The organism is Dyella sp. 2RAB6, from assembly GCF_052115385.1.
GTDB lineage: Bacteria > Pseudomonadota > Gammaproteobacteria > Xanthomonadales > Rhodanobacteraceae > Dyella_D.
Window position 1 is genome coordinate 128,971 of record NZ_JBFRGP010000008.1, and the last position, 25,319, is coordinate 154,289.

Sequence of the window (25,319 nt, forward strand, 5' to 3'; positions counted from 1 at the left end):
ACCCTCACCCGGCTGCCGCCACCCTCTCCTGGAGGGAGAAGGATTCGACCTTGAGGATTGAGGCGGTAATCGCCAAGCTTGGGCTTCCCCTTTGAGGAGCAACGCCGTGGACTGGGTCGACCTGCGCAGCGATACCGTGACCAAGCCCACCCGCGCCATGCGCGAGGCCATGCTGCTGGCCGAGGTGGGCGACGACGTCTACGGCGAAGATCCCACCGTCAACGCCTTGCAGGCGAAGCTGGCCGACGAACTGGGCTTCGAGGCGGCGTTGTTCGTGCCGACCGGTACGCAGTCGAACCTGCTGGCGCTGATGGCGCACTGCGAACGCGGCGACGAATACCTGGTCGGCGCCGACGCGCATACCTACAAGTTCGAAGGCGGTGGCGCGGCGGTGCTGGGTTCGATCCAGCCGCAGCCGATTGCGCACGATGCGGACGGTACGCTGCCGCTGGACAAGCTGGCCGCGGCGATCAAGCCGATCGACCCGCACTTCGCGCGCACCAGGCTGCTGGCCTTGGAAAACACCTGGCACGGACGCGCGTTGCCGCTCGACTACCTGTATGCCGCGCAGAAATTCGCACGCGAACACGGCCTGGGTTTCCATCTGGACGGCGCACGGCTGTTCAACGCGGCCGTGGCCAGCGGCGTGCATGCGCGCGACATCGCGAGCCTGTTCGATACGGTGTCGGTGTGCCTGTCCAAGGGCCTGGGCGCGCCGGTGGGTTCGGTACTGCTCGGCCCCGGTGCGCTGATCGAGAAAGCGCGGCGCTGGCGCAAGGTCGCCGGGGGCGGCTGGCGCCAGGCCGGCATGCTCGCGGCGGCGGCGATCCATGCGCTGGATCATCAGGTGGCGCGTCTGGCCGAGGATCATGCGCGCGCGGTGACCTTGGCGACGCGGCTGGGCCATCTGCCTGGCGTGAAGCTGCTGGGCCAGCACACCAACATGGTGTTCGTCGACGTGCCGGCCGCGCGTCTGCGCGAGCTGGATGCGCACCTGCGCGCGGCGCAGGTGCGCATCAGCATCGGCTATCTGCCGACCCTGCGGCTGGTGACGCACCTGGATGTGGACGACGACGGCATCGAGCGCACGGTGGACGCGTTCCAGGCGTTCTTCGCGCCTTGAGCTCAGCTGGGCGGCAGGTGTTCGCGAAACACCTGCAGCGCCGCCGGACGGCGCCCTGGTGGCAAGGGCTGTGCGGCCGCGTGGCCTAGCGATACCAGCAGCGCCACCGCGAGATCGTCGCGCTGCTCCGCGCCGATGGCGCGTTTCACCAGCGCCTCGTCCCAGCCGTTCATCGGCGAGGTGGCCAGGCCGCGGCTCTGCGCTGCGAGGATAAAGAAGCTGGCGGCGATCATCGCGTCCTTGATGGCGTACTCGCGCAGTGCGCCGCGCGCGGCCAGCGCTTCCTGGAAAGCCTGCGACTGGGCGGCGAAGAAGGCGATGAAGTCCTCGCTCCAGGCTTGGTTGGCGCGCGCCTGGGTCCAGATGTCGGAGCGGTCGCGCGTATGCGCCTGGCAGTCGGCCAGGAACACCACCATCACGGGTGCTTCCTGCGCTTGCGGCTGGCCGCCGGTGGCGTGCGTCAGCGCCTGGCGACCTTGCTCGCTGGTGACCACCACCAGCTGGCGATCCTGCAGGTTCCAGCTCGATGGCGCGGCGAGCGCGAGTTCGAGCAGTTCGTCCAGCACGGCGGGATCGACCGGATCGGGACGGTAGTGACGTACGGCGCGGCGCTGGCGGATGGCTTCGGGCACGCTCAGCGGCGCGGGCGGCAGCGTGGCGCGCTCTGCGTAACTGGCGAGCGACGGCGGCGCTTGCAGCAGTTGCGGGAAACGGTCGAGTGCTTCGCGCAGATAAGGCGCGGCCATGTGCTGCTCCCACGCGGCGCGGTCGCGGTAATGCTCGCTGACCTGGAAGCGCGCCGGTTCATCCAGATGCTGGCGCACGCTGTAGGCGAGCGCGCCGGGCTCGTCGGCGGTGGCGGCGGCGAGTGCGGCGAGCAGTTGGTGCAGCGCATCTTCCGCGCCTTCGCGGGCATGCAGATCGGCGACGAAAATCATGGACGGACTCCAACGGAAAGGAGTCCGCAGCGTGGTTCAGCGCGGCCAGGATGGATTGTAGAAATGCGCACTGGCCGGCCCGGCGCGACGCAGCTCGCCCGGTGTGAAGCCGGTGAGTTCGCGGAACTCGCGCACCTGTTGCGCCTGGTCGTGGTAGGCCGGGTCGAGCAGCGTGGTCAGCGTGGCCTCGGGCGGCGCGAGCAGCAGCATGCGGATCGAGCGGCGCAGGCGGGCCAGGCGGCGCAAGCGTGCGGGCGAAAGGCCGGTGGCGTGCTGGAAGCGATACTCCAGCTGCCGCGTGCCCAGGCCGGCTTCGTGCGCGGCATCGGCCACGCTGGTCTGGCCGTGCAGCAGGGCAGTGAGCGCAGGCGCCAGCTCGGCGCCATGCCGCTGCGCGTGCTGGTGCGCGAGGAAGAACTGATCGAGCAGGGCGGCGCGCTCATCCGCCGAAGCGGCTTCGGCCAGTCGTTCGAGCAGTTCGCCCGCGGCCGCACCCCAGATATCGCGGGCATCGACGAAGCGATCCGCCAGCTCGTCCACCGGCACGCCGGTCAGGTGCTCGCCCATGCCGGCGCGCACGCGCACGGCCACAAAACCGGTGTGTCCATGCTGGAACAACGCGACGGGGCGCGTACGCACGCAGACCAGGTGTGCACGCGGCAATGGCCGTGCCCCCGCGTCATCGAGCGCGAATGGCGCGCCATAGTGGAAGAACACTTCCAGCCCCCCGGGGCTGGGCATCAGCGGCAGCAGACGCAGCGGATCGGCGCCGTCCCAGCTCCAGTAGCGGTCGATCGCCGCGCGCAGCGGCGGAGCGGGAAGGCGGTGGACGGCGCGCATCGACGTCCGTGCCTGGCTCAGGCGATGGGCTGGTCGAAGCGCTTGATGAAATCCCGCACCTGCGGATACACCACGTCGCGCCAGCGACGGCCGCTGAAGATGCCGTAGTGGCCGGCGCCTTCGATCACCTTGTGCGCGCGCCGATCCGTCGGGATGCCGCTGCAAAGCGTGTGTGCCGCTTCGGTCTGGCCCAGGCCGGAGATATCGTCCAGCTCGCCTTCCACCGTGAGCAGCGCGCTCCTGGTGATGGCCGCTGGCGTGACGCGTTCGCCGCGCACGTCCCACAGCCCGCGCGGCAGCAGGAACTGCTGGAACACGGTGTGGATGGTGTCGAGGTAGTACTCGGCCGGCATGTCGAGCACGGCGTTGTACTCGTCGTAGAACTTGCGGTGCGCCTGGGCGTCGTCGAGGTCGCCGCGCAGCAGGTCGAGATAGAAATCCCAGTGCGAATTCAGATGCCGGCTGGGGTTCATCGCCACGAAGCCCGCATGCTGCAGGAAGCCGGGATACACCTCGCGGCCGTGGCCGGGGTAGTTCGGCGGCACGGTGTGGATCAGGTTGCCCTTGAACCAGCTCAGCGGCTGGGTGGTGGCGAGACTGTTGACCCCGGTCGGATTGCTGCGCGGCTCGATCGGGCCGCCCATCATGGTCAGGCTGAGCGGCGTGGCTTCGCCGCGCGCGGCCATCAGCGACACCGCGGCCAGCACCGGCACGGTCGGCTGGCATACCGAGATCACATGCAGGCGCTGCGCGCCGATATGGCGGATGAACTCCTGCACGTATTCGACGTAGTCATCCAGATGAAACGCGCCATCTTCCGTGGGCACCATGCGCGCGTCGACCCAGTCGGTGATGTACACCTTGTGGTCGCGCAGCAAGGTGCGCACGGTGTCGCGCAGCAGGGTGGCGTGATGGCCGGACAGCGGCGCTACCACCAGCACCGACGGCTCGTTCTTCAGCCGCTCGATGGTGTCCTGGTCGTCGCTGTAGCGCTTGAAGCGCTTGAGCTCGCAGAACGGCTTGGCCAGCACGGTACGTTCGACGATGGCGAGGTCCTGCCCATGCGACACCACCTGGTGGATGTCGAACGCAGGCTTCTCGTATTCCTTGCCCAACCTGTGCAGCAGCTCGTAGCCGGCGGCCATGCGCTGTGCACCGGGGACCTGAGCAAATGGGCTGGACGGATCGGTCAGCATCTTCGCGCTGGCATCGGCGTAGTGGCTGAGCGGGCCGAGGAAGGCGCGCTGCCATTCGTGGATCTGATAGAGCATGCGGGAAGCCGGGGGGCGGAAAAATCTCATTCTACCCGCTCGCGCGCCTGAGTGCTGCGATGCCGCAAGAATGTTATGTTAGCGTAATCAGTTAGTTGGATGGGGTGGCCTATCGCGGATGTCGGCGATGCACTAGCTCCGTATGACTTCACTGGTAAGAGAGGGTGAAGATGGCTTTTGCACTGACCGGACCTGGAGGAAATTTGGTTCCAGGGCTGTGTGCATAGGCGGCAAAGAAACGCAGCGCCGTGGTTCCATCGATGGTGCTTCCGATGTTTATCTGGCCATCTACGCCGGCGGCAGCCGATTCAGGACCTAAACTTACTGACTTCGGCCCGCCAGTCGGATCCAGATAGGTAAGGCCAATACCATAATCGGCAGAAGCTTCGGCCGCTTTGACTATGTTCGTCCGATTGCCGGGATTGTTTGCATCAGTGAAGGTCATCGAAAGCTTGCTGCCTCCGCTGCACTTCAGCGAAATGGTAAACGGCGTACTGCCCGCGCGCTGAGTAACGCCAGTCGCATCCAAAGAAGCGGTCGCGGAAGAAACCGTGGGAAGCGTTACCGTCTGCGTCGGATTGACCACTGAGCATGTATCGGCAGTGCTGCTTATGCTGTATTTGTAAGTGAACTTGCTGCTGGCTTCATTAATGTTGCCATAAGCTTGGCCCGCTACGCCGGTATAGAACCACAGGTTCCCTGTTCCCGTGGCGACGGTGGCATTGATTCTGACCAGTTCAATATAGCCATTCCATCGAAAGCTCGTTTGCTTCGCTGGTGCGTCGCCCATGACCACGTCGTTGGTGTAGACAGAGGTTGCATCGAACGATACGGGGGTGCCGGCGCTGTTGAGAAACCTGAAGCCTATTCCAGCAACCTCTGTCGCGCTGCCTTTGGTATCGAGTTGATAGACATTGATCAGGCCAGGTACGAGCTTTGCGGTCCAATTTTTATTATTCATGATGGACCAATGCCCGCCGCCGGTGATGCCACTTTCCTTGCATGAGAACGACCAGTTCAGTGCAACCCGGGTGCCTGGAATGGGCGAACCGACCGGCAGGTCGCTGGGAATTTTTATGGCGCCGACAGTTGCGGTCGATGGCGCCGCGGGATAACCGCTTTGCGTGCAATCGGTAGTTGCGGCGGTGGCAGCAGGTGCCTTCACCAGGGCGATGATAAATAAGACCGTCAGGCCCAAGCATTTATGCTTATTTGCAATCGACATGAGTTTTGGCCCCGGCTTTGGTGAGTCGCGAGATGGATCGACTGACCGCGATCTACAGAGCGGGAATTTAGCCAGCCATCAATGGTTGGGGCGACTGGACATTTCTTGAATTTGTACGAGACGGCCGCGTCGAGGTTCTCTGATTACGGCGTAATTCAGACTCAAGCGCTCCCGTCTCGGTGCTGCTCATGGCTCGCTGGAGTCCGCCAATCTCCCCTGTTGACCTTCGTCGCGGGATGCCTGGGCGCATTGTGTGGTGGAATAGTTCGGGAGCGGAAGCTGCTTATTAAGCACCCATGGATCGGATGATCCCGGCAAGCTTCGCGGCGACGGCACAGCTGCGAGACGCGGAGGGCTCGCCTGCGGCCTGGCCCCGAAGTTACGTCTTGCGGCAGACCAGCAGGATTTCGTCCACGCCCGCCGTGTCGTCGAGCCCCTCCCGCCACTGCAGCGGCTTCTGCATCCGCACCGCGATCGGCATGAACACGCGGTTGTACCACCACATCGCGCGCTCCCTTTTGTGGGTGAGGTACCACTGGCCGATTTCGAGCAGGCGCGAGGATTTCGGTTGCATGCCGTAGACCGCGCTCTGTTCGATGCGGAAGCCGTGCTGCGCCAGGCGCGTGCGGATGTCGTCCGGTTCGTAGCGGCGGCAATGCCCGACGAATTCGTCGAAGGGCGTCCACGCTGCGATGTGCAACGGCACGGACAGCAGCAGGGTGGCGCCGGGCGCGGCGACGCGGGCGAGTTCTTTCAACGCGCCGACGTCGTCCGCCACGTGTTCCAGGATGTCGAACGCGCAGACCAGGTCGAACTGTGCGTCGGTATAGGGCAGGGCGCCGATGGTGCCGTGCACGGCGTTGGCGCCGTGGCGGCGCAGCTTGCGCAAGGCTTCGGCGCTGAGGTCGACGAAGCAGGTGTCCTGCAGCGGCAGGCGCGGGCGCAGGCCGGGCGCGATCTCCAGGCGGCGGGTGGAGGCGGCAGCCAGTTCGCGCACCAGCGGCCAGGTGTTGAAGCGCTCCGGCGGCACCAGCCGGGCTTCGGCCCACAGCGGTTCGTAGAAGCGGCGATTGGCGGCGGCCAGGTCGGCGTCGCTGCGCGGCGTGGGCGCGAGGTGGGTAGGCATCGAATTAGTGTGGCGCTGGCCGGGCTGACAAGCGTGTGAATCCGGTCGCGAGTTCTTGCGTCAGGCGAGGCGGATGACTTCGGTGCCGGCGATCACGTCGTGCAACGCGCGGCGGCGGGGATTGGTCAACGCCCAGGCGAAGCAAATTGCCCAGGCAATAAGCACGGCCCACAGCGCCACCGCGGTGCTGAAGACGCGCCCCAGTTCCAGCAGCAGCAGCGGCGCCGCGCCGGCGAGCAGGCGGATCAGCGCCTGCACAAAACGCAGCTTGCCGCCGTCGACGCGCACCAGCCGCAGGCGCCACGGACGCATGCCCAGCGTCTGTCCGCCGCGCAGCCACGAGGCGATGAAGTAGGCCGACAGCACCAGCCCCTGCAGCGGCTGGTACCACCACACGGCTTCCACGTGGCCTGTGGTGGCGATCAGTTGCCCACCGGTGGCGCGCTGGCAGACATAGCCCACCGTGGCCACGATGGCGATCACCGCCCACAGGTCGTAGAACAGCGCCAGCAGGCGGCGCGGCAGCGTGGCGGGTACGAGAGCAGCGTTCGGGATGTTCGGGTTCATTCGTCGGCTTGCGTCCGGCGCGCGCTATGCCCAGCATCTCGCGCATGTCAGAGAAAGCCGCAAGTATCGCCGAAGCCGACCAGCGCAGCATCGCCGCCTTTCTGGAGCGGGTGTGGTCGGAGGACGGCCTGTCCGACCGCACGCTCGAAGCCTACCGCCGCGATCTCGAAGGACTGGCCCGCTGGCTGGCCGGGCGGGGCTTGAGCTTGAACCAGGCGCAGCGTCAGCATCTGTCCGAATACCACGGCGCGCAGCCGGTGGCGGTGCGCTCGATGGCGCGGCGGCAGTCCTCGTTCCGCCGCTACTACGGCTTCGTGGCGCGCAACGAACCGGGCTTCGAGGATCCCACCCTGCTGATTGAGCGCCCGCGCACGCCGCGCAGCCTGCCCAAGGCGCTGGCCGAGCGCGAGATCGAGGCGCTGCTGCAGGCGCCGGAGCTGGACACCACGCTGGGCCTGCGCGATCGCGCGATGCTGGAGCTGATGTACGCCTCGGGCCTGCGCGTGTCCGAACTGGTGGAACTGCCGCTGGCCGGGCTCAATCTGCGCCAGGGCGTGCTGCGCGTGACCGGCAAGGGCGGCAAGGACCGCCTGGTGCCGGTGGGCGAACTGGCGCTGGAGCGGATCGAGGCCTATCTCGCCGTGGCGCGCCCGGTGCTGGCCAAGGGGCGGCAGCCGGCTGCACTGTTCTTGAGCAAGCGCGGCGAGGGCATGACCCGGCAGATGTTCTGGACCCTGGTCAAGCGTTATGCGGTGCGCGTGGGCATCGTGGCCAAGCGCATCTCGCCGCACGTGCTGCGGCATTCCTTCGCCACCCACCTGCTCAACCACGGCGCCGACCTGCGCGCGCTGCAGATGCTGCTGGGCCACAGCGCGCTCAGTACTACGCAGATCTATACGCTGGTGGCGAAGGAAGGACTCAAGCGGCTGCATGCGCAGCACCATCCGCGCGGTTGAGACTCCGCTGACGAAGCCGTCAGCCGGCCTGTGCGAGAATCGGGCCATCCCCCCGATCATTCCGTGTACGAACGGAAGCCAGTGAGGTTTGCGATGTTCAAGAATGGATGGCTGGCCCTGTGCGCCAGCGTGGTTTGCGCGGTGGCGTTCGCCCAGCCGGCGCACGCCGCCGACGATGCGGCCAAGGCCGGCCCCGAGGACACCGTGCGCCAGGCCGTGCTCGGCCTCGCTTCCAAGGTGAAGATCGAGTCGATCACGCCCTCGCCGCTGCCGGGCTTCTATCAGGTGATCGCCTCCGGCCAGCTGGTCTACGTCAGCGCCGACGGCAAGTACATGCTGACCGGCAACCTGATCGACCTGGCCAGCAAGAAGGACATGAGCGACCTGGTCTGGTCCGGCTTCCGCAAGGCCGAGCTGGACAAGCTGCCGCAGTCCGACCGCATCGTGTTCGCCCCGGCCAAGCCGCGCTACAAGGTGACCGTGTTCACCGACGTCAACTGCGGCTACTGCCGCGCGCTGCACCAGCACGTGGACGACTTCAACAAGGCCGGCATCGCGCTGGAGTACGTCGCCTGGCCGCGCGAGGGCGTGACCAGCACGGCGGGCAACCCGACCCCGACCTATACCGAGATGGTCTCCGTATGGTGCGCGGCCGACCGCAAGACCGCCTTCAGCGCGGCCAAGGACGGCAAGCAGCCCAAGTCGGCCACCTGCGCCAACCCGGTGAAGGACGAGTTCGACCTGGGCGTGCGCTTAGGGGTCACCGGCACCCCGACCATCGTGGCCGAGGACGGCACCGTGATCGGCGGCTACATGACCCCGGACCAGCTGCTGCAGGCCCTGCAGAAGCGCGGTATCAAGCCGATCGGGGGTTGAAGTCTCCGTAGCGTAGAGCCCCTCTCCCCTCGGGAGAGGGGGTGGGGTGAGGGTTCGGGCGGAGTGGGGCGCTTGACTCCGCCCGTACCCTCATCTGCCTGCCGGCATCTTCTCCCGGTGGGAGAAGAAGGCGTTCTTGGAGACTGAGGGCCCCTCCCCCGATGTTGTCCTGCAGCATGGGGTAGAATGGACGGCTTCTCCGCATAGCTCCCGTTCCCGCCATGATCGCACTCGACGGGCAGGCCGCCCTTTCGCCGTTCCGCCTCGAACGCCTCAACACCCAGCTGGATGCCTTGCATCGAGGTGCCAGGGTGCAGGCTTCCTGGTTCGTCTACTTCATCGACGCCGATGCCGCCCCCGCGGGCGAGCAACGCCGGCGCCTGCTGGAAGTGCTGGAGGCCAAGGACAGCGCCGCCGAGACTGCTTCCCTGTGGGTGGTGCCCCGCCTGGGCACGATCTCGCCCTGGTCGAGCAAGGCCACCGACATCCTCCACGGCGCCGGTTTCGCGGTGCGCCGGGTGGAACGCGGCGTGGCCTACCAGATCGCCGGCCTGCCCGAGCCGGGCGCGCCGGAATACGAGCTGATGACGGCGCTGCTGTGCGATGCCATGACGCAGTCGGTGCTCCACCGCATCGACGAGGCCGCCGGCCTGTTCCTGGCCGGCAAGCCGGGCGACCTGGTGCATATCCCGCTGGGCGCCGACGCCCGCGCCGCGCTGGCCAAGGCCAATGCCGAGCTGGGCCTGGCGCTGGCCGAGGACGAGATCGACTACCTGGCCGAGCGCTACGCCGAGCTGGGCCGCGATCCGACCGACGCCGAACTCTTCATGTTCGCCCAGGCCAATTCCGAGCACTGCCGCCACAAGGTGTTCAACGCCAGTTGGACGCTGGACGGCCAGCCGCAGGACAACAGCCTGTTCGGCATGATCAAGAACACCCATCGGCACTCGCCCACGTACACGCTGTCGGCCTACAAGGACAACGCCGCGGTGATCGAGGGCAGCGACGGCAAGCGCTTCTTCACCGGCGCCGATGGCGTCTGGCGCCGCCGTGGCGAGCGCATCGACTACGCGATCAAGGTGGAGACGCACAACCATCCCACCGCCATCGCACCCTGGCCGGGCGCGGCCACCGGCGCCGGCGGCGAGATCCGCGACGAAGGCGCCACCGGCCGCGGCGCCAAGCCGAAGGCGGGGCTCACCGGCTTCTCCGTGTCGGACCTGCGCATCCCCGGCCATCCGCAGCCGTGGGAAGTGGAGCGGCCGCTGCCGCCGCGCATGGCCAGCGCGTTCGAGATCATGCGCGACGGCCCGCTCGGCGCCGCCGCGTTCAACAACGAATTCGGCCGCCCCTGCCTGGGCGGCTATTTCCGCACTTACGAGCACGAGACCGGCGAAGCCGGTGTGCGCCGCGGCTACGACAAGCCGATCATGATCGCCGGCGGCCTGGCCAATATCCGCTCCAGCGACGTGCAGAAGCAGGAGATCCAGCCCGGCCACAAGGTGATCGTGCTGGGCGGCCCGGCCATGCTGATCGGCCTGGGCGGCGGCGCTGCCTCGTCGGTTGCTTCCGGTACCTCCAGCGCGGAGCTGGATTTCGCCTCCGTGCAGCGCGACAACGCCGAGATGGAGCGCCGCTGCCAGCAGGTGATCGACAGCTGCTGGTCCATGGGCGACGACAACCCAATCGTCAGCGTCCACGACGTCGGCGCCGGTGGTCTTTCCAACGCCATTCCCGAGCTGCTCAACGACGCCGGTGTCGGCGGCACGATCGACCTCTCGAAGGTGCCGTGCGACGACCCGTCGCTGTCGCCGATGCAGGTGTGGAGCAACGAATCGCAGGAGCGCTACGTGCTCGGCATCGCGGCGGAGCGCCTGGCCGAGTTCGAGGCGTTCTGCGTGCGCGAGCGCTGCCCGTATGCGGTGGTCGGCGACGCCACCGCGGAGCGCCGCTTGCTGGTGACCGATCCGCGCCGCGAACTCACGGTGATCGATCTGCCGATGGACGTGCTGTTCGGCAAGGCGCCGCGCATGCACCGCGACGCCAGGCGCGTGAAGCCGCGCATCGACGTGGTGCCGGACCTGTCCGGCATCAGCATGGACGAGGCGCTGCGCCGCGTGCTGCGCCTGCCCACGGTGGGCAGCAAGAGCTTTCTGGTCACCATCGGCGACCGTACCGTCGGCGGCCTCAATCATCGCGACCCGATGGTCGGCCCGTGGCAGGTGCCGGTGGCCGACTGCGCCGTCACCATCGCCGATTTCGACGGCTACGCCGGCGAAGCGATGGCGATGGCCGAGCGCGCACCGGTGGCCCTGTTGAGCAGCGCCGACGCGGCGCGCCTGGCGGTGGGCGAGGCGATCACCAATCTCGCCGCCGCGCCGATCGCCTCGCTGGGCGAAGTGCGCCTGTCGGCCAACTGGATGGCTGCGGTCAATCATCCGGGCGAAGACGCTGCCTTGTTCGACGCGGTGAAGGCCGTCGGCATGGAGCTGTGCCCGGAGCTGGATATCTCGATCCCGGTGGGCAAGGACTCGCTGTCCATGCAGACCGTATGGACGGACGGCGACCAGCCGCAGCGCACGATTGCGCCGGTGTCGCTGGTGATCACCGGCTTCGCCCGCGTCAGCGACGTGCGCCGCACGCTCACCCCGCAGCTACGGCTGGACCGCGGCGATTCGGATCTGTGGCTGCTCGATCTGGGCGCCGGCCGCGACCGCCTCGGCGGTTCCGCGCTGACCCAGGTGTTCAACCGCGGCGGCGGCGTGCCGCCGGACCTGGACGACGCCAAGTATTTGAAGGGCCTGTTCGACCTGGTGCAGGAAGCCAATGCGGCCGGCCTGCTGCTGGCCTATCACGACCGCTCCGACGGCGGTGCCATCGTGACCCTGCTGGAAATGGCCTTCGCCGGCCACTGCGGCCTGGAGATCCAGCTCGAAGGCTGGGCCGAGGCGGCGCTGCGCGCGCTGTTCAACGAGGAACTGGGCGCGGTGGTGCAGGTGGCGCAGGCCAATCGCGAGGCGTTCGAAGCCTTGCTGGTCAAGCACGGCCTGGCCGGCATGAGCTATCGCATCGGCCATCCGAAGGAAAAGCTCGGCATCAAGCTGTTCCATGGCGGCGAGAAGCAGTTCGCCTGGAAGTGGACCGAGCTGTTCGCCGCCTGGAACGAAACCAGCCATCACATGCAGCGCCTGCGCGACAACCCGCTCGGCGCCGATGCCGAGCTGGAGTGGCGCCTGGACGATGCCGATCCGGGCATCAGCCCCAAGCTCGGCTTCGATCCGTCCGACGACGTGGCCGCGCCGCTGATCGCCAAGGGCGCGCGTCCGCGCGTGGCGATCCTGCGCGAGCAGGGCGTCAACGGCCAGGTGGAAATGGCCGCCGCGTTCGACCGCGCCGGCTTCGAGGCGGTGGACGTGCATATGTCCGACCTGGCCAGCGGCCGCATCAAGCTGGCGGATTTCCGCGGCATCGCGGCGTGCGGCGGTTTCTCGTACGGCGACGTGCTCGGTGCCGGCCGCGGCTGGGCCACCTCGATCATGTACAACGAGATGCTACGCGCGGAGTTCACCGCGTTCTTCGCCGATACGACGAAGTTCGCGCTCGGCGTGTGCAACGGCTGCCAGATGCTGTCGCAGCTGAAGGAGATCATCCCGGGCGCGCAGCATTGGCCGAAGTTCCTGCGCAATGCGTCCGAGCAGTACGAAGGCCGCGTGGCCACGCTGGAAGTACTCGATTCGCCGAGCATCTTCTTCAAGGGCATGGCCGGTTCGCGCATTCCGGTGGCGGTGGCGCATGGCGAAGGCCGGGTGAACTTCCCGCAGGTGTGCAGCCCGTCGAAGTCCGGCGGCGCTGTGCGTTTCGTCGACAACCGCGGCCGTCCGACCGAGCACTACCCGCTCAATCCGAACGGTTCGCCGGGCGGCCTGGCCGGCTTCACCGCGGCCGACGGCCGCGTGACCATCATGATGCCGCACCCCGAGCGCGTGTTCCGCAGCGCGCAGATGAGCTGGCATCCGGATCACTGGGGCGAGGATTCGCCGTGGATGCGCATGTTCCGCAACGCCAGGGTGTGGTGCGGCTGAGAGCCCGCCATGAGCTCGTGACCGGGCGCGCGGCGTGAGTCCGCTGCCCGGCCAGCGCTTCGCCAAAGGCTTGCTGTTCGCCGGATGGACGGTGCTGCTGGCGCTGTTGCCGTGGTGGCTGGGCCTGGCGTTGCTGTTGGCGTTGACGCTCGGCGCGGTGCTCTACACGCGGCGCGCGCATCGCTTCGGCGAGATCTGCCGCAACGGCCTGAAGTGGGGCCTGCCCGGGATGCTGTTCGCGCTGCAGCGTGCGCTCGGCGGCGCGGTGATCGGCTGGGGCGCCGCCTTGCTCGGCGCGCTGCTCGGGTTCTCCTTGATCGCGCTGCTCGAATCGCTGCTGCTGCATCGCGTGCGGCGCAGCGCAGCGCCTTCGCCCGAATGGAGCGAGCTGGCGATGGCACCGGTGGGGCCGTCGGCGCGGATCATCGAGCTGACGCCGGTGCAGTGGTGCGACGCGGCCGATGCCGGCGGCGTGCATTACGAAGCCACGGGCAAGGACGAGGGCAACTATCGCTTCGCCGACGGGCACACACTGCGGCGCCTCGGTCCGCGCTGCGCCTTCAGCCCGCTTGGCCATTGGTTCGCGGCGAATCAGGCCGGCGGCCAGGGCGACCTGCTGTTCGATCGCGTGCGCGGCAAGCCGCATCGCCTGCGCGGCTGGGAGCTGTGCGGCTGGGACGAGGACGACGGGCCGTGGCTGGCGCGCCACGCCGACGGCGTACCGGTGCCCTTGCACCAGGCGCTGGGCCAGGACGCGCCGCGCGATTGAGGCGTGCTTGAGCGGGATGTTGTGTCGCGGCTATGCCGTTTCCCGGCGGCTCCCCCATACTTGGCCATCATGAATTCAGCCTTCGAAACCACACCCCTCGTCAGCGTGATCGTGGTCGCCGCCGACAGCGGCCTGACGCTGCGAGAATGTGTAGGTCGCGTGATGGCATGCAGCGTGCCGCTGGAATTGATCCTGGTCGACAACGGGTCTGCCGACGGCATCCCGCAGGCAATCGAGCGCGCCATGCAGCACGAGTCGCGGCTGCGTCCGGTCTACAACCACGCCAACCTCGGCTTCGGTCCGGCGGTGAACCGCGGCGCCGCACAGGCGCGCGCCAACGTGCTGCTGATCCTCAATCCCGATTGCATGCTCGACGATGCCAGCCTGCGCCGCCTGCTGGATCTGCTGAAGGCGCACCCGAAGGCCGGCGTGATCGGCGCGGTGGTGTGCGACGAGCAGGGCCAGCCGGATCGCGCTTCGTATCGGCGCGATCCTTACCTCAAGCGCGCGCTGCGCAGCTTCCTGGGGCAGGGCAAGGGCGTGAACATCGGCGGCGAGATGCCGGGCGAGCCGGTGCAGGCCGAAGCGGTCTCCGGTGCGTTGATGGTGATGCCGCGCGTGGCGTTCGAGCATCTGAAGGGTTTCGACGAAGAGTACTTCCTGCATTGCGAAGACCTGGACCTGTGCCGCCGCGCGCGCGACGCCGGCTATCAGGTGTGGCTGGCCGGCGACGTGCGCGTGCTGCACGGCAAGGGCGGCTCCAGCCGGCACCGGCCGGTGTTCGTGAGCTGGCACAAGCATCGCGGCATGTGGCGCTGGTTCCGCAAGTTCGATCCGGCAGCGCGCAATCCCCTGGTGTCCGCCGTGGTGTGGCTGGGCGTGTGGGCGCATTTCCTGCTGAAGATCCCGGGCCAGTGGCTGCGCCTGCTGCGCCGCCGGCCGGCGCCCGCGGCCAGCGACGCATGAGCGTTGCGCAGGGACGCGTCGCCACGCTGGCGACGCTCGGGCTGGTGGCGGTCACCACCATCTGGGGTTCCACCTTTTTCCTGATCAAGGATCTGGTGGGGCGGATGGCGCCGGCGGATTTCCTCGCGGTGCGCTTTCTGATCGCGGCGGCTTCGATGCTGCTGCTGTTCCATCGCTCGCTGTTCCGGCTCGGCCGGCGCGAATGGCTGCAGGGCGTGGCGCTGGGCGTGGTCTACGGTGTCGCGCAGTTGCTGCAGACCAGCGGCCTGGAACATACCTCCGCCAGCATCAGCGGTTTCGCCACCGGCATGTATGTGGTGTTCACGCCGCTGCTCGGCATGGTGTTGCTGCGGCAGCGCCTGCCGTCGATCACCTGGGTCGCCGTGCTGTTGGCGGTGGGTGGCCTGGCATTACTGGCGCTGCGTGGTTTCAGCCTCGGCTATGGCGTGTGGATCACGCTGGCGTCCGCGTTGCTGTATGGCCTGCATATTGTGGGACTGGGCGTGTGGTCGCGGCCGGGACATGCATTTGCGTTGTCGACTTTGCAGATGCTGGTGATCGCCGCAGTGTGCCTGCTGGCCACGCTGCCGCATGGTCCTTCGTTGCCGCCGGATGCGAAGGCATGGGTGGCGGTGGTGTACATGGCGCTCGCTGCCGGCGCCGGCGCGATGCTGGTGCAGACCTGGGCGCAAGCGCATATCAGCGCGACGCGGGCAGCGATCGTGATGACGACGGAGCCGGTGTTCGCTGCCGGGTTTGCGGTGGCGTTCGGCGGAGAAGGGCTGACGTGGCGGATGCTGGCCGGCGGAGCCTTGGTACTCGGAGCGATGTATCTGGTGGAACTGGCGCCGCGGCGCTCGAACGCTTTATCTGCCGAGGCCGCGCATCACGAAGTGTAGGTTGGGGTGAGCCGCAGGCGAACCCCAACGTCGCGGTGCACATGAGCGTGACGATGTTGGGGTTCGCCTGTGGCTCACCCCAACCTACGGTGCTTTCTTCGGCCTGGGCTGCATCGCAATCCGCACCAGATAAACCACGATCGCGATATTCCCCAGCAGCACCACCAGCTTCAGCCAGCTGAAGTGCGCAATCGTCTCGTAGAACTCCACCGGCACCAGCGACCCGGTAGCGATCACCGTAAACCACTCCGCCCAATGCTTGCGCAACCACAGCCCCGTGCCCTCGGTGGCGAAGATCGCCGCATAAGCTAGCGCCACGATACCCACCGCCACGAACTTGCTCGGCCCCTGCTCCATCAGCAGGTTCACCAGCTGCCAGCGCAGATGGTTGCTGTCGGTCAACGACAGATGCTCCAGCCAGTGCACGAAGTGCTCGAAATGGACTTGCTGGTTGAGCCGGAACGCGGCCATCGCGACCAGGATCAGGCCGATCGTCTTGATCCCCTTGTAAACGGCGATCACGCGCAGGCCGACGCTGTGTTGCGCCTCGATTTCCGAGCTTGGCCGGGTGAGATGGTGGTCTGAGTGCGTCATGGTGGCCGGGGATCTGGCGATACCCCTATTGTCCCTGGAGCCGCCTGGGGCGGGAATAGCCCAGTCGTAAGTTGCCGATCACGGATCGGACTGAATGGCCAGCATGTTCATCACCAGCCGGATCATCGTGTCCTTGTGGGTGGGGTCGGACTCGGCAATCAACAAGGCCAGCGCGGCCAGGCCGATATCAATCAGGCTTGTCCGACCCGGCAATGTGCAGATTTTGCACATTGCCGGCTTCTATTGGAAAAATCCAGGCGCCCGCTCGCTATTGCGCTTGCGATATTCCGCGCTCTCCCAAAGCACATCAGGGACCGCACAACGTGGCTTTGCCCAGCAGTCATACCGGCAGCGCATCGATGCAAGCCGATGCCATTCGTCACCACGTTCCTTTCGCGCCTCTTCCCGATGACGATCCCGCCTACGCGCAATCCGGGTAGGCCAACGCCAAGTCCGCGCTGATCTCCGGTGCCGCATCCGGCACCCGCCGCGTGGCGTTCGATCCAGTCCTTCTTTCCAGCCGGCCATCGAGGCCGGCGATGCGTTCCGGTGCGCCATGGGATGGCTGCCGATAGCAGGGGATATCCATAGTGAGGCAGTCCAAAGTATGTCGAACGCGATCAATAAGCTTCCGTATCACCGCGAGCTGTGTGCTGTTTTTGCGCTGACCTTGCCGGTCAGTGCTTTTGCGGCGATCACGCCAGCGGCTGGCGGCGCGAGTGTCGCGCCGGGCAGCACGCCGGTGATCAATATCGTCGCGCCCAACAGTGCCGGCGTATCCCACAACAAGTTCGATGCTTTTAGCGTCGATGCGTCGGGTGCAGTGCTCAACAACAGCGTCAAAGCGGTGACGTCGCAGCTGGCCGGGCAGATCGACGGCAATGCGAATCTCGGCGGCCGCGCGGCCCGGGTGATCATCAGCGAAGTCACCGGCAAGACGGCGACGGCGTTGAACGGTGCTCTGGAAATCGCCGGCCAGAAGGCCGCGCTGGTGGTGGCCAATCCGAATGGCATCAGCACCGACGGCGCCAGCTTCATCAATGCCTCGCGCGTCACCCTGACCACCGGCACGCCCGAGCTGGACCGCTATGGCCGCCTGAGTGCGATCAACGTAGGCCAGGGCAAGATCAGTGTGACCGGCAAGGGGCTCGATGCCACCGGCGCCGAGCGGGCCGATCTGCTTGCGCGCAGCGTGGAGTTGAATGCCAAGCTTCAGGCCAAGCAGCTGCGCATGGTCACCGGCGCGAACAAGGTGGGCTACAACAGCAACTGGGTGAGCGCTGGCGAAGCTGCCGGAGACGCGCCGACCGTGGCGGTGGACGTGGCTCAGCTCGGCAGCATGTATGCCGATTCGATCCAGATGATCGGCACCGAGCAGGGCGTGGGCGTCAACGTGGCGGGCACGGTGCAGGCGTTGAAGGGCGGCCTTGCGCTCGATGCCGCGGGCACTGTGACGGTGGCCGAATCCGGCGTGCTGAAGGCGCAGAACGATCTGGCTGTGAGCTCCGGCTATGTACGCAGCTATGGCGCATCGCCCGACGGCGAGCAGGGCGTGAGCATCGCCGGCAAGTTGGAGGCCGCCACGGGTTCGATCGGCGTCGCCAGCACGGGCGCGGTGGATATCGCCGAATCCGGCGCGCTGAAGGCGCAGCGATATGTAAACCTGAGCGGCGGTTTCGGTCCGTGGGGTTATCCGGCGTCCGATACGGCAGGCGTGAACGTCGCCGGCAAGGTGGAAGCCGGCTCGCTGGCGGTCAATAGCGCCGGTGCGCTGAAGCTGGCCAAGTCCGGCACGCTGACCGCCAAGAACGATGTCTACCTGCGTGCGGGCGATCGCTACGGCTATGCGGCCGACAGCGGCATCGACGTGGCCGGCAAGGTGGAGGCCACGGCGGGCTCGCTCTATGCCAATGCTTCCGGCGCGCTCGATATCGCCGGCACCGGCGGCTTGAAGGCGCAGCGGGACCTGTACCTGTCCGCCTCGAACATGGACACCGCCGGCGAGCTGACCACGGTCAAGGGCAATCTCTACGCCCGTGGCCCGGGCTTGTGGTCGCGCGAGTCGAGCAAGTTCGTCAACAGCGGCACGATCTCGGCGGGTGGCCGGGCCTACGTCACCGGTTTCGACGACAAGGCAGTGAACGGCACCATCCACAGCGCCAAGGGCGACTTCCTGCTGGACGAATACGGCCACCAGCTGAAGTCGGGCAGCGAGGACCACACGGGTTCGGACTACAAGGCCAGGTGGGGCAGCTGGATGTGGTGAGTCGCGATCTGATTTAGCCGATCAGGTTCGCCAAGAAAAACGGCCGGGGCGCAAACCCCGGCCGTTCTGTTTATCAGGACGGAAAGCTCAGCAGCAGCGTCCACCCGTCCCCTTGTAGCGCGCCACCTGGCGCTCGCGGAAGAACTCCGCATAGGTGGGCACTTCGCGTTCCGGATGATGCTCGCGCAGATGCTTCACATAGACGTCGTAGTCCGGAACGCCGCAGCACAGGCGGGCGGTCTGTACCGCCCATTTCCGGAATGCGTGGAAACTGGCTTTCATGGCATGGCCCTCAGGGGGTGGGTGCGCTTGCCAGCGCCACGTACGGTTCCTCGTGCGCGGTCGGATGGTTGATGCGCCAGGCTTTCATGATGGCATTGATGGCGAAGCCGGCCATGGTCACCACCAGCAGCATGAAGATGCCGGTCAGCGCGGCGTCGACGTAGTTGTTGGTGACGATGCGCTGCATCTCCTCCGCGGTCTTGGCCGGCGCCAGCAACTTGCCGTCGGCGGCGGCCTGCGCGTACTTCTGCGCGGCGGCGCTGAAGCTGATCGAACCGACCAGCTTGTAATAGCCGGCGGTGAGCGTGCACACCACCAGCCAGATCGCCGGGATACCGGGCACCCACACGTAGCGTTCGCGCTTGAGCTTCACCGTCACCACCGTGGCCAGCATCAGCGCCACCGCGGCCAGCATCTGGTTGGCGATGCCGAACAACGGCCACAAGGTATTGATGCCGCCCAGTGGATCGACCGCGCCCTGGTACAGGAAATAACCCCACAGGCCCACGCAGATCGCGGTGGCGATCAGATTGCCCGCCCACGACTCGGTGTGCTTCAGCGGCTCGTGGATCAGGCCGGCGATCTCCTGGATCATGAAGCGGCCCACGCGCGTGCCGGCGTCCACCGTGGTGAGGATGAACAGCGCTTCGAACAGGATGGCGTAGTGGTACCAGAACGCCATCATGCCTTCGCCGGGGATGATCCCGTGCAGCAGCTGGGCCATGCCCACCGCCAGTGTCGGTGCACCGCCGGCGCGGCTGAGGATGCTGCTCTCGCCGATGTTCTTCGCCGTGTTCAACAGCTCGTCGGGCGAGACTACGAAGCCCCACTGGCTGATGGTGGTGGCGGCCTGCTGCGCGGTGGTGCCGATCAGCGCGCCGGGCGAGTTCATCGCGAAGTACACGCCGGGATGCAGCGACGCGGCGGCGATCAGCGCCATGATGGCGACGAAGGCTTCCATCAGCATGCCACCGTAGCCGACCATGCGCGCCTCGCCCTCATTGCTGAGCAGCTTGGGCGTGGTGCCGGAGGCGATGATCGAGTGCCAGCCGGACACCGCGCCGCAGGCGATGGTGATGAACAGGAACGGGAACAGGTTGCCCTGGAACACCGGGCCGCTGCCGTCGACGAACTTGGTCAGCGCGGGCATCTGCAAGGTCGGCGCGGCCAGGAAGATCGCCAGCGCGAGCAGGGCGATGGTGCCGATCTTGAGGAAGGTGCTGAGGTAGTCGCGCGGCGCCAGCAGCAGCCACACCGGCAGCACCGAGGCGCAGAAGCCGTAGGCGATCAGCAGCCAGGCCAGCGCCTTGGCGTCGAAGTCGAACGCGGCGGCCCAGGCCGGTGCGGCGGCGATGAAGGCGCCGGACCAGATCGCCAGCAACAGCAGGATCAGGCCGATGATCGATACTTCGAGAATCTTGCCCGGCCGGATATAGCGCAGGTAGATGCCCATCATCAGCGCGATCGGAATCGTGCAGGCCACCGTCCAGGTGCCCCAGGGACTGTGCGTGAGCGCCTTGACCACCACCAGCGCCAGCACCGCCAGCACGATCATCATCAGCACCAGCACGCCGAACATGGCGACGATGCCGGCCACCGGGCCGAGTTCGTCGCGCAGCATGTTGCCGAGCGAGCGGCCGTCGCGGCGTACCGAAAGGCCCAGGATCATGAAGTCCTGCACCGCGCCGGCGAACACCACGCCGAACAGGATCCACAGCGTGCCGGGCAGATAACCCATCTGCGCGGCAAGCACCGGGCCGACCAGCGGACCGGCGCCGGCGATCGCGGCGAAGTGGTGGCCGAATACCACCCACTTGTCGGTGGGCACGTAATCCAATCCATCGTTGCGCAGCACGGCCGGGGTGGCGCGGCTGGGATCCATGCGCAGCACGTAGGCGTTGATGAACTTGCTGTAGAAGCGGTAGCCGATCACGAACACGGAGATCGATGCGGCGACCAGCCAGATCGCATTGATCGGTTCGCCGCGGCGCAGGGCCACGACGCCAAGACACCACGCGCCGACGATGGCGATGGCGGCCCACAGGATCTTGCCTGCCGGGCTGGGTTTGCTGACAGCGGTATGCATGAACGGACTCCCACGGATGCTCATCCACAAGGGTCCGCTCCGCGCCGACAGGGGTCAATGCCGGCGGGTGGCTGCCGGCATTAGCCATTGGTCGAATGGCTCGCGCGCCGTGCCATGCGGCGCTGCCGCAAAGCTCAGCCGGTCGATTCCGCCGGCACGCGTGCTACCACCGCCGCCAGTGCCTGGCCCAGTTGTTCGCCGTCCAGCGGCTTGCGCAGGAAGCCATCCATGCCGGCGGTGTAGGCGCGGCTTTCCTCGTCGCCGCCGGAGCGCGCGGTGATGGCGATCATCGGCAGGCGCATGCCGTGTTCGCGCGAACGCACCAGGCCGGCCCACTGGAAGCCGTCCAGGCCGGGCAGGTCGAGGTCGACCAGGGCGGCGTCGAAGCGCTGGCGTTCCAGCGCTTCCATCGCGTGCAGCGCGTTCGGCACGTGTTCCACCGCGTGGCCTTGCGCTTCCAGCAGGCCGGCGATGACCGCGGCGACGGTCGGGTCGTCCTCCAGCAACAGCAGCTGCCAGCGCGGGCCCTCGCCATCGGGTGCGGCGCGCTCCACCGGCGAGTTCGTGGCCGGCAGCGGCAGGTGCACGCGGAAGCTGCTGCCGTGGCCGGGCGCGGATTCGAGTTCGATGCGCCCGCCCATCAGGCTGGCCAGCTCGCGGCAGATGGCCAGGCCCAGGCCGCTGCCGGAACCGCGCTGCGGGCCGTCGAGCTGCTGGTAGTGCTGGAACAGCTTGGCCTGGTCAGCGGGGGCGATGCCGGGGCCGGTGTCGCTGACCACGAACACCAGGCCGTCGCCGTCGGTGTTCAAGCTCAGGCACACCTCGCCGCGCTCGGTGAACTTCAGCGCATTGCCGCTCAGGTTGAGCAGGATCTGGCGCACCCGCACCGCATCGCCGCAGACATGCGCCGGCACGTCCGCGCCCACGTGTACGCGCAGGCCCAGGTTCTTGCTCACCGCCTTGCCGCGCTGCAGGTCGGCCACGCCGAGCAGCAGTGCATGGGGATCGAACGGCGCCGGATTGAGCTGCAGCCGGCCGGCCTCGATGCGCGCCAGGTCGAGCGCGTCGTTGACCAGGGTCAGCAGCACCTCGCCGGAGTTGCGGATGGTCTGCGCGTAGTGCCGTTCCGTGGTGCCCAGCGGACGGCTCAGCAGCAGCTCGGCCATGCCCAGCACGCCGGTCATCGGGGTGCGGATCTCGTGGCCCAGCTCGGCCAGGAACTGCGTCTTGGCGCGGCTGGCGGCCTGGGCCAGCTGGTGTTGCTGGGTGATCAGTTCCAGCCGGTGGCGTTGTGCCTGGCGCCGGCGCATGGCGGCGAGCAGGGCGGCGAACAGCAGCGCCAGCAGCAGCGCATAAGCCAGCCACGCCCACCAGCGCAGCCAGGGCGCGCTGTCGGCGTGGATCGGCAGCGCGGGCGTGTCGCCCCAGGCGCCATCGGGGCCGGCGGCCTGCACGTGCAGCACGTAGTCGCCGCCGGGCAGCTGGGTGAAGCTGCGGTCGCCGCGCGCGCCGGTCTCGACCCAGTCGCTGTCCAGGCCGTCCAGGCGGAAGCGGTAGCGCGTGCGTTCCGGCGCCAGGTAGGTCAGTGCGCGGGCGGTGACGGTGAGATCGCGGTCGCTCCAGCCGAGCTGCCACGATGGCGCATCCGCGGCCAGGCGCACGCTGTTGCCGCCGCGGCGCACGCTGCCGTCCTCAAGGCGCACACGCGGTTCGCGCGAGTGCTCGCCGATCGACGCCGGCATGAAGATCGCGATGCCTTCAGTGGTCGCCGCCGCCATGCGCCCGTCGGCCAGCCGGACCTGGCTGACATTGGTGAACTGCCCTTCCGGCAGGCCCTGTTCCAGGCCGGCCTCGCGCACGTTGCCGCTGGCCGGGTCGTAGCGCCACAGGCCGCTGCGCGAGAAGAACCAGACCCGGCCCAGCAGGTCGGCGTGCATGCCCAGCAGATCGCCCAGCGGATGCTGGCGATACAGCGGGTACTTGCCGGCCGGCACGGCGCGCAGCCCGTCGAGGCGGAACGCGCTGAGGTTTTCCTCGTCGAGCAGCCACAGCTGGTCGACACCCAGGTCGAGCAGGCTGAAGGCGGTGGTGGGTATGCCTTCGACGAAGGCGGCCTGCGCATCGCCCGGCGCCCAGCGCAGCACGCCGGCGCTGGTGGCGAACCACAGCGCGCCGCCGTACAGGCGCATGTCGTTGAGCGTGAGGCCCTTGGCGCGCGGGCCGAAGTCGAGCGGATGCCCCTTGAGCGTGTCCGGGTCGTAGGCGTAGACGCCGCCATCGACCTGCAGATACGCCGTGCCATCGGGGCCGAACACGATGCGTTCGGCCATCGGCGCCTCCAGCTCGGTGGCCTTGTCGCCGTCGAGCACGAAACTGCCGCTGGCCGAGGCGATCCAAAGCCGGCCGCGCGCATCTTCATGGATGGCGTTGGCGCTGCGCCCCTGCGGGAGATGGAAGGCCAGGTGGCGGACCTTGCCGGTGCCCAGGTCGAGGCGGTCGATCGCGCCGTTCGCGCCGGCGATCCACAGATGGTCGGCGCTGTTGCTGGCGATGGCGTTGTAGGCGCCGGGCACGATGCTGTCCGGGTTTTCCGGGATGTGCGTGACGTACTGGACATCGGCCCAGCGCGGCGACAGATACGCCAGGCCGTTATAGGTGCCGATCCACATGCCGCCTTCGTGGTCGCGCAGCAGCTGCGGGATGAAGCCGTTCGGCAGGCCGTGGCGCAGCAGCGGGCGCGGCTCGATGCGGCGATAGGCGCCGTCGGCTTCGCGCAGATAGATGCCGTCGTTGGTACCGACCCACAGCCGGTGCTGCCCGTCGCCGGCTACCGAATAGATCAGCTTGTGCGGCAACACCTCCGGCGCCACCGGCACCGCGCTGGCCGCGCCCGGCGCCAGCGCGAACAGGCCGCGGGTGCCGCCGATATAGAGCGTGCCGTCGACGCGGGCGAGCTGGTAGATCTTCAGCGGTTTGTCGCGGAAGGCATCGTCCGGGCGCTCGAACGCCAGGTGGGTGATGTGTCCGTCCGGCGCGCGCTGGTCCAGGCCCTTGCCGGTGCCGATCCACAGCGTGCCGTCCGCTTCGGCCAGCAGCGAGTACACCGTGTCCGAAGACAGGCTGTCGGGGTTGGACGGATCGTGGCGGTAATGATCGAAGCCGCGCCCGTCCGCGCGCAGGCGGTCCAGGCCCACGTCGAAATGGCCGACCCACAGCGGTCCCTGTTCCAGCCGCGCCAGCGCGGTGACGTCGTCGCTGCCGGCGGAGGCGGGATCGGCCGGGTCATGCCGCCAGTGCTCGAAGTTCTCGCGGGCCGGGTCGTAGCGCACCAGGCCGTCGCGGCTGCCGCCCCACAACTGCCCTTGCGCGTCCACCATCAGCGTGGCCAGCGGCGCCGCGGACAGCGAGCGTGGATCGCGCGGGTCGTGCCGCCACACGCGGAAGCGATTGCCGTCGTAGCGCGCCAGTCCCGATTCGGTGGCGACCCATACATAGCCGCGGCCGTCCTGCGCCAGCGCGTCGATATTGCTGCTGGGCAGCCCTTCGGCGGTGCCGTAGTTGCGGAAGCTCGGTGCGACCCAGGCCGGTGGCGGCGTGCCGGCGCCAGCGGCGGCCAGCAGCGTGTGCAGGATCAGGGCAGAAAACAACAGTCGCTCTCCTCGCCGGCCTGGCGCTGCTGCGCCGGAGCGGGTGGTGATTCAGGCGTTCGATGGCTTGGCCCCGGATGCGCCCGGCGCATCCTTCGCCAGCTTGCCGCACCGATGATGCCGCATCGGCCGCGGGCGTGCTGTTTTCGGATTCACAGCACGTGCACGGCGCGCGGCGCGCGCCTAAGCTGGCGGCCCTGCCGCGCCTTGCAAAGACGCTGCGCGGCCCTCAGTCAGAAAGCATCGCCAACGCATCGAGGCCAGCATGATCCGCGAGATTCTCAAGATGGGCGACCCGCGCCTGCTGCGCGTGGCGCCTCCGGTGCCCGACGCGATGATCGGCAGCGCCGAGCTGGACGAACTGATCCAGGATATGTTCGACACCATGCACCATGCCGGCGGCGTCGGGCTGGCCGCGCCGCAGATCGGCATCGACCTGCAGTTGGTGATCTTCGGCTTCGACAATTCCGAGCGCTACCCCGACGCGCCGCCGGTGCCGCGCACCATCCTGCTCAATCCGGTGATCCTGCCGCTGTCGCAGGACATGGAAGAAGGCTGGGAAGGCTGCCTGTCGGTACCTGGCCTGCGCGGCGCGGTGAACCGCTACACCATGATCCGCTACCAGGGCATCGACCCGAAGGGCGCGCAGATCGACCGCGACGCGCAGGGTTTCCACGCGCGCGTGGTGCAGCACGAATGCGATCACCTGATCGGCCGGCTGTATCCGTCGCGGATCACCGATTTCGGCAAGTTCGGTTTCACCGAGGTGCTGTTCCCGGGGCTGGATCCGGGCGCGGACGAATAAG

The 25,319-nt window shown here is 67.6% G+C and carries 20 protein-coding genes; 9 read left to right on the forward strand and 11 right to left on the reverse strand.

The features are described from left to right. The first annotated feature begins 106 nt into the window (after window positions 1–106). Window positions 107–1,123 (forward strand): low-specificity L-threonine aldolase, encoded by a 1,017-nt coding sequence (gene ltaE / locus AB4083_RS13845; protein WP_441608567.1) that lies wholly within the window; start codon window positions 107–109, stop codon window positions 1,121–1,123. Between the two features lie 2 nt (window positions 1,124–1,125). Here the strand turns inward: ltaE and AB4083_RS13850 are convergent, their stop codons facing one another. The 6 genes from AB4083_RS13850 to AB4083_RS13875 all read right to left on the reverse strand — a co-directional run bounded on the left by AB4083_RS13850 (window position 1,126) and on the right by AB4083_RS13875 (window position 7,090). Next, the gene (locus tag AB4083_RS13850; protein ID WP_441608569.1) at window positions 1,126–2,061 is read right to left on the reverse strand and encodes a nitroreductase family protein; all 936 of its coding nucleotides are present in this window, start codon (window positions 2,059–2,061) and stop codon (window positions 1,126–1,128) included. A 36-nt stretch (window positions 2,062–2,097) separates the two neighbouring features. Continuing rightward, window positions 2,098–2,901 (reverse strand): helix-turn-helix domain-containing protein, encoded by an 804-nt coding sequence (locus tag AB4083_RS13855; protein ID WP_441608571.1) that lies wholly within the window; start codon window positions 2,899–2,901, stop codon window positions 2,098–2,100. A gap of 17 nt (window positions 2,902–2,918) precedes the next feature. Continuing rightward, on the reverse strand, window positions 2,919–4,172 hold the full coding sequence (locus AB4083_RS13860; protein WP_441608573.1) for a polyhydroxyalkanoate depolymerase: 1,254 nt from the start codon (window positions 4,170–4,172) through the stop codon (window positions 2,919–2,921). A 148-nt stretch (window positions 4,173–4,320) separates the two neighbouring features. Then, on the reverse strand, window positions 4,321–5,370 hold the full coding sequence (locus tag AB4083_RS13865) for a fimbrial protein (RefSeq protein ID WP_441608574.1): 1,050 nt from the start codon (window positions 5,368–5,370) through the stop codon (window positions 4,321–4,323). A 406-nt stretch (window positions 5,371–5,776) separates the two neighbouring features. Beyond that, window positions 5,777–6,523 (reverse strand): class I SAM-dependent methyltransferase, encoded by a 747-nt coding sequence (locus tag AB4083_RS13870; RefSeq protein ID WP_441608576.1) that lies wholly within the window; start codon window positions 6,521–6,523, stop codon window positions 5,777–5,779. 60 nt (window positions 6,524–6,583) lie between these two features. Further along, window positions 6,584–7,090: an RDD family protein gene (locus AB4083_RS13875; RefSeq protein ID WP_441608578.1), complete on the reverse strand. Its 507-nt coding sequence runs from the start codon at window positions 7,088–7,090 to the stop codon at window positions 6,584–6,586. Between the two features lie 44 nt (window positions 7,091–7,134). Here AB4083_RS13875 and xerD point away from each other — a divergent pair, with 44 nt between their 5' ends. The 6 genes from xerD to AB4083_RS13905 all read left to right on the forward strand — a co-directional run bounded on the left by xerD (window position 7,135) and on the right by AB4083_RS13905 (window position 15,638). Further along, window positions 7,135–8,046, forward strand: a complete 912-nt coding sequence (xerD, locus tag AB4083_RS13880) for a site-specific tyrosine recombinase XerD (protein WP_441608580.1) — start codon at window positions 7,135–7,137, stop codon at window positions 8,044–8,046. A gap of 93 nt (window positions 8,047–8,139) precedes the next feature. Continuing rightward, entirely contained in the window at window positions 8,140–8,922 is a 783-nt protein-coding gene (locus AB4083_RS13885) for a DsbC family protein (RefSeq protein ID WP_441608582.1), read from the forward strand. A 221-nt stretch (window positions 8,923–9,143) separates the two neighbouring features. Beyond that, window positions 9,144–13,004, forward strand: a complete 3,861-nt coding sequence (gene purL, locus AB4083_RS13890) for a phosphoribosylformylglycinamidine synthase (RefSeq protein ID WP_441608584.1) — start codon at window positions 9,144–9,146, stop codon at window positions 13,002–13,004. A 34-nt stretch (window positions 13,005–13,038) separates the two neighbouring features. Further along, window positions 13,039–13,773, forward strand: coding sequence for a hypothetical protein (locus AB4083_RS13895; protein ID WP_441608586.1), 735 nt, complete (start codon window positions 13,039–13,041; stop codon window positions 13,771–13,773). Between the two features lie 69 nt (window positions 13,774–13,842). Then, window positions 13,843–14,739 (forward strand): glycosyltransferase family 2 protein, encoded by an 897-nt coding sequence (locus AB4083_RS13900; RefSeq protein WP_441608588.1) that lies wholly within the window; start codon window positions 13,843–13,845, stop codon window positions 14,737–14,739. After that, window positions 14,736–15,638 (forward strand): DMT family transporter, encoded by a 903-nt coding sequence (locus AB4083_RS13905; protein ID WP_441608590.1) that lies wholly within the window; start codon window positions 14,736–14,738, stop codon window positions 15,636–15,638. Before AB4083_RS13900 ends, AB4083_RS13905 begins: the two co-directional genes overlap by 4 nt. A gap of 84 nt (window positions 15,639–15,722) precedes the next feature. Here the strand turns inward: AB4083_RS13905 and AB4083_RS13910 are convergent, their stop codons facing one another. Together AB4083_RS13910 and AB4083_RS13915 are read right to left on the reverse strand one after the other, a co-directional pair. After that, window positions 15,723–16,232: a DUF2127 domain-containing protein gene (locus tag AB4083_RS13910; RefSeq protein ID WP_441608592.1), complete on the reverse strand. Its 510-nt coding sequence runs from the start codon at window positions 16,230–16,232 to the stop codon at window positions 15,723–15,725. A gap of 78 nt (window positions 16,233–16,310) precedes the next feature. After that, window positions 16,311–16,463, reverse strand: a complete 153-nt coding sequence (locus AB4083_RS13915) for a hypothetical protein (RefSeq protein WP_441608594.1) — start codon at window positions 16,461–16,463, stop codon at window positions 16,311–16,313. A gap of 376 nt (window positions 16,464–16,839) precedes the next feature. Here AB4083_RS13915 and AB4083_RS13920 point away from each other — a divergent pair, with 376 nt between their 5' ends. Continuing rightward, window positions 16,840–18,498 (forward strand): filamentous hemagglutinin N-terminal domain-containing protein, encoded by a 1,659-nt coding sequence (locus AB4083_RS13920; protein ID WP_441608596.1) that lies wholly within the window; start codon window positions 16,840–16,842, stop codon window positions 18,496–18,498. An 87-nt stretch (window positions 18,499–18,585) separates the two neighbouring features. Here AB4083_RS13920 and AB4083_RS13925 read toward each other — a convergent pair whose 3' ends face one another. The 3 genes from AB4083_RS13925 to AB4083_RS13935 form a co-directional block, all read right to left on the reverse strand. Next, complete coding sequence (locus AB4083_RS13925; protein ID WP_441608597.1) at window positions 18,586–18,780, reverse strand: YbdD/YjiX family protein; 195 nt, start codon at window positions 18,778–18,780, stop codon at window positions 18,586–18,588. 10 nt (window positions 18,781–18,790) lie between these two features. Then, complete coding sequence (locus AB4083_RS13930) at window positions 18,791–20,866, reverse strand: carbon starvation CstA family protein (RefSeq protein ID WP_441608599.1); 2,076 nt, start codon at window positions 20,864–20,866, stop codon at window positions 18,791–18,793. A 134-nt stretch (window positions 20,867–21,000) separates the two neighbouring features. After that, window positions 21,001–24,513 carry an ATP-binding protein gene (locus AB4083_RS13935; RefSeq protein ID WP_441608601.1) on the reverse strand — a complete coding sequence of 1,171 codons (3,513 nt, stop codon included), beginning with the start codon at window positions 24,511–24,513 and terminating at the stop codon, window positions 21,001–21,003. Between the two features lie 265 nt (window positions 24,514–24,778). On the opposite strand from AB4083_RS13935, the gene def reads away from it, so the two are divergent. Beyond that, a complete protein-coding gene (gene def, locus AB4083_RS13940; protein WP_441608603.1) occupies window positions 24,779–25,318 on the forward strand; it encodes a peptide deformylase in 540 nt (179 codons plus the stop codon). Window position 25,319: the final 1 nt, after the last annotated feature.

Bases quoted from the DNA above. Each gene is read 5' to 3' on its own strand.
- AB4083_RS13850 (WP_441608569.1), bottom strand. From the start codon at position 2,061: ATGATTTTCGTCGCCGATCTGCATGCCCGCGAAGGCGCGGAAGATGCG.
- AB4083_RS13855 (WP_441608571.1), bottom strand. From the start codon at position 2,901: ATGCGCGCCGTCCACCGCCTTCCCGCTCCGCCGCTGCGCGCGGCGATC.
- AB4083_RS13860 (WP_441608573.1), bottom strand. From the start codon at position 4,172: ATGCTCTATCAGATCCACGAATGGCAGCGCGCCTTCCTCGGCCCGCTC.
- AB4083_RS13870 (WP_441608576.1), bottom strand. From the start codon at position 6,523: ATGCCTACCCACCTCGCGCCCACGCCGCGCAGCGACGCCGACCTGGCC.
- AB4083_RS13875 (WP_441608578.1), bottom strand. From the start codon at position 7,090: ATGAACCCGAACATCCCGAACGCTGCTCTCGTACCCGCCACGCTGCCG.
- xerD (WP_441608580.1), top strand. From the start codon at position 7,135: ATGTCAGAGAAAGCCGCAAGTATCGCCGAAGCCGACCAGCGCAGCATC.
- AB4083_RS13885 (WP_441608582.1), top strand. From the start codon at position 8,140: ATGTTCAAGAATGGATGGCTGGCCCTGTGCGCCAGCGTGGTTTGCGCG.
- purL (WP_441608584.1), top strand. From the start codon at position 9,144: ATGATCGCACTCGACGGGCAGGCCGCCCTTTCGCCGTTCCGCCTCGAA.
- AB4083_RS13900 (WP_441608588.1), top strand. From the start codon at position 13,843: ATGAATTCAGCCTTCGAAACCACACCCCTCGTCAGCGTGATCGTGGTC.
- AB4083_RS13905 (WP_441608590.1), top strand. From the start codon at position 14,736: ATGAGCGTTGCGCAGGGACGCGTCGCCACGCTGGCGACGCTCGGGCTG.
- AB4083_RS13910 (WP_441608592.1), bottom strand. From the start codon at position 16,232: ATGACGCACTCAGACCACCATCTCACCCGGCCAAGCTCGGAAATCGAG.
- AB4083_RS13915 (WP_441608594.1), bottom strand. From the start codon at position 16,463: ATGTGCAAAATCTGCACATTGCCGGGTCGGACAAGCCTGATTGATATC.
- AB4083_RS13920 (WP_441608596.1), top strand. From the start codon at position 16,840: ATGTCGAACGCGATCAATAAGCTTCCGTATCACCGCGAGCTGTGTGCT.
- AB4083_RS13925 (WP_441608597.1), bottom strand. From the start codon at position 18,780: ATGAAAGCCAGTTTCCACGCATTCCGGAAATGGGCGGTACAGACCGCC.
- AB4083_RS13930 (WP_441608599.1), bottom strand. From the start codon at position 20,866: ATGCATACCGCTGTCAGCAAACCCAGCCCGGCAGGCAAGATCCTGTGG.
- def (WP_441608603.1), top strand. From the start codon at position 24,779: ATGATCCGCGAGATTCTCAAGATGGGCGACCCGCGCCTGCTGCGCGTG.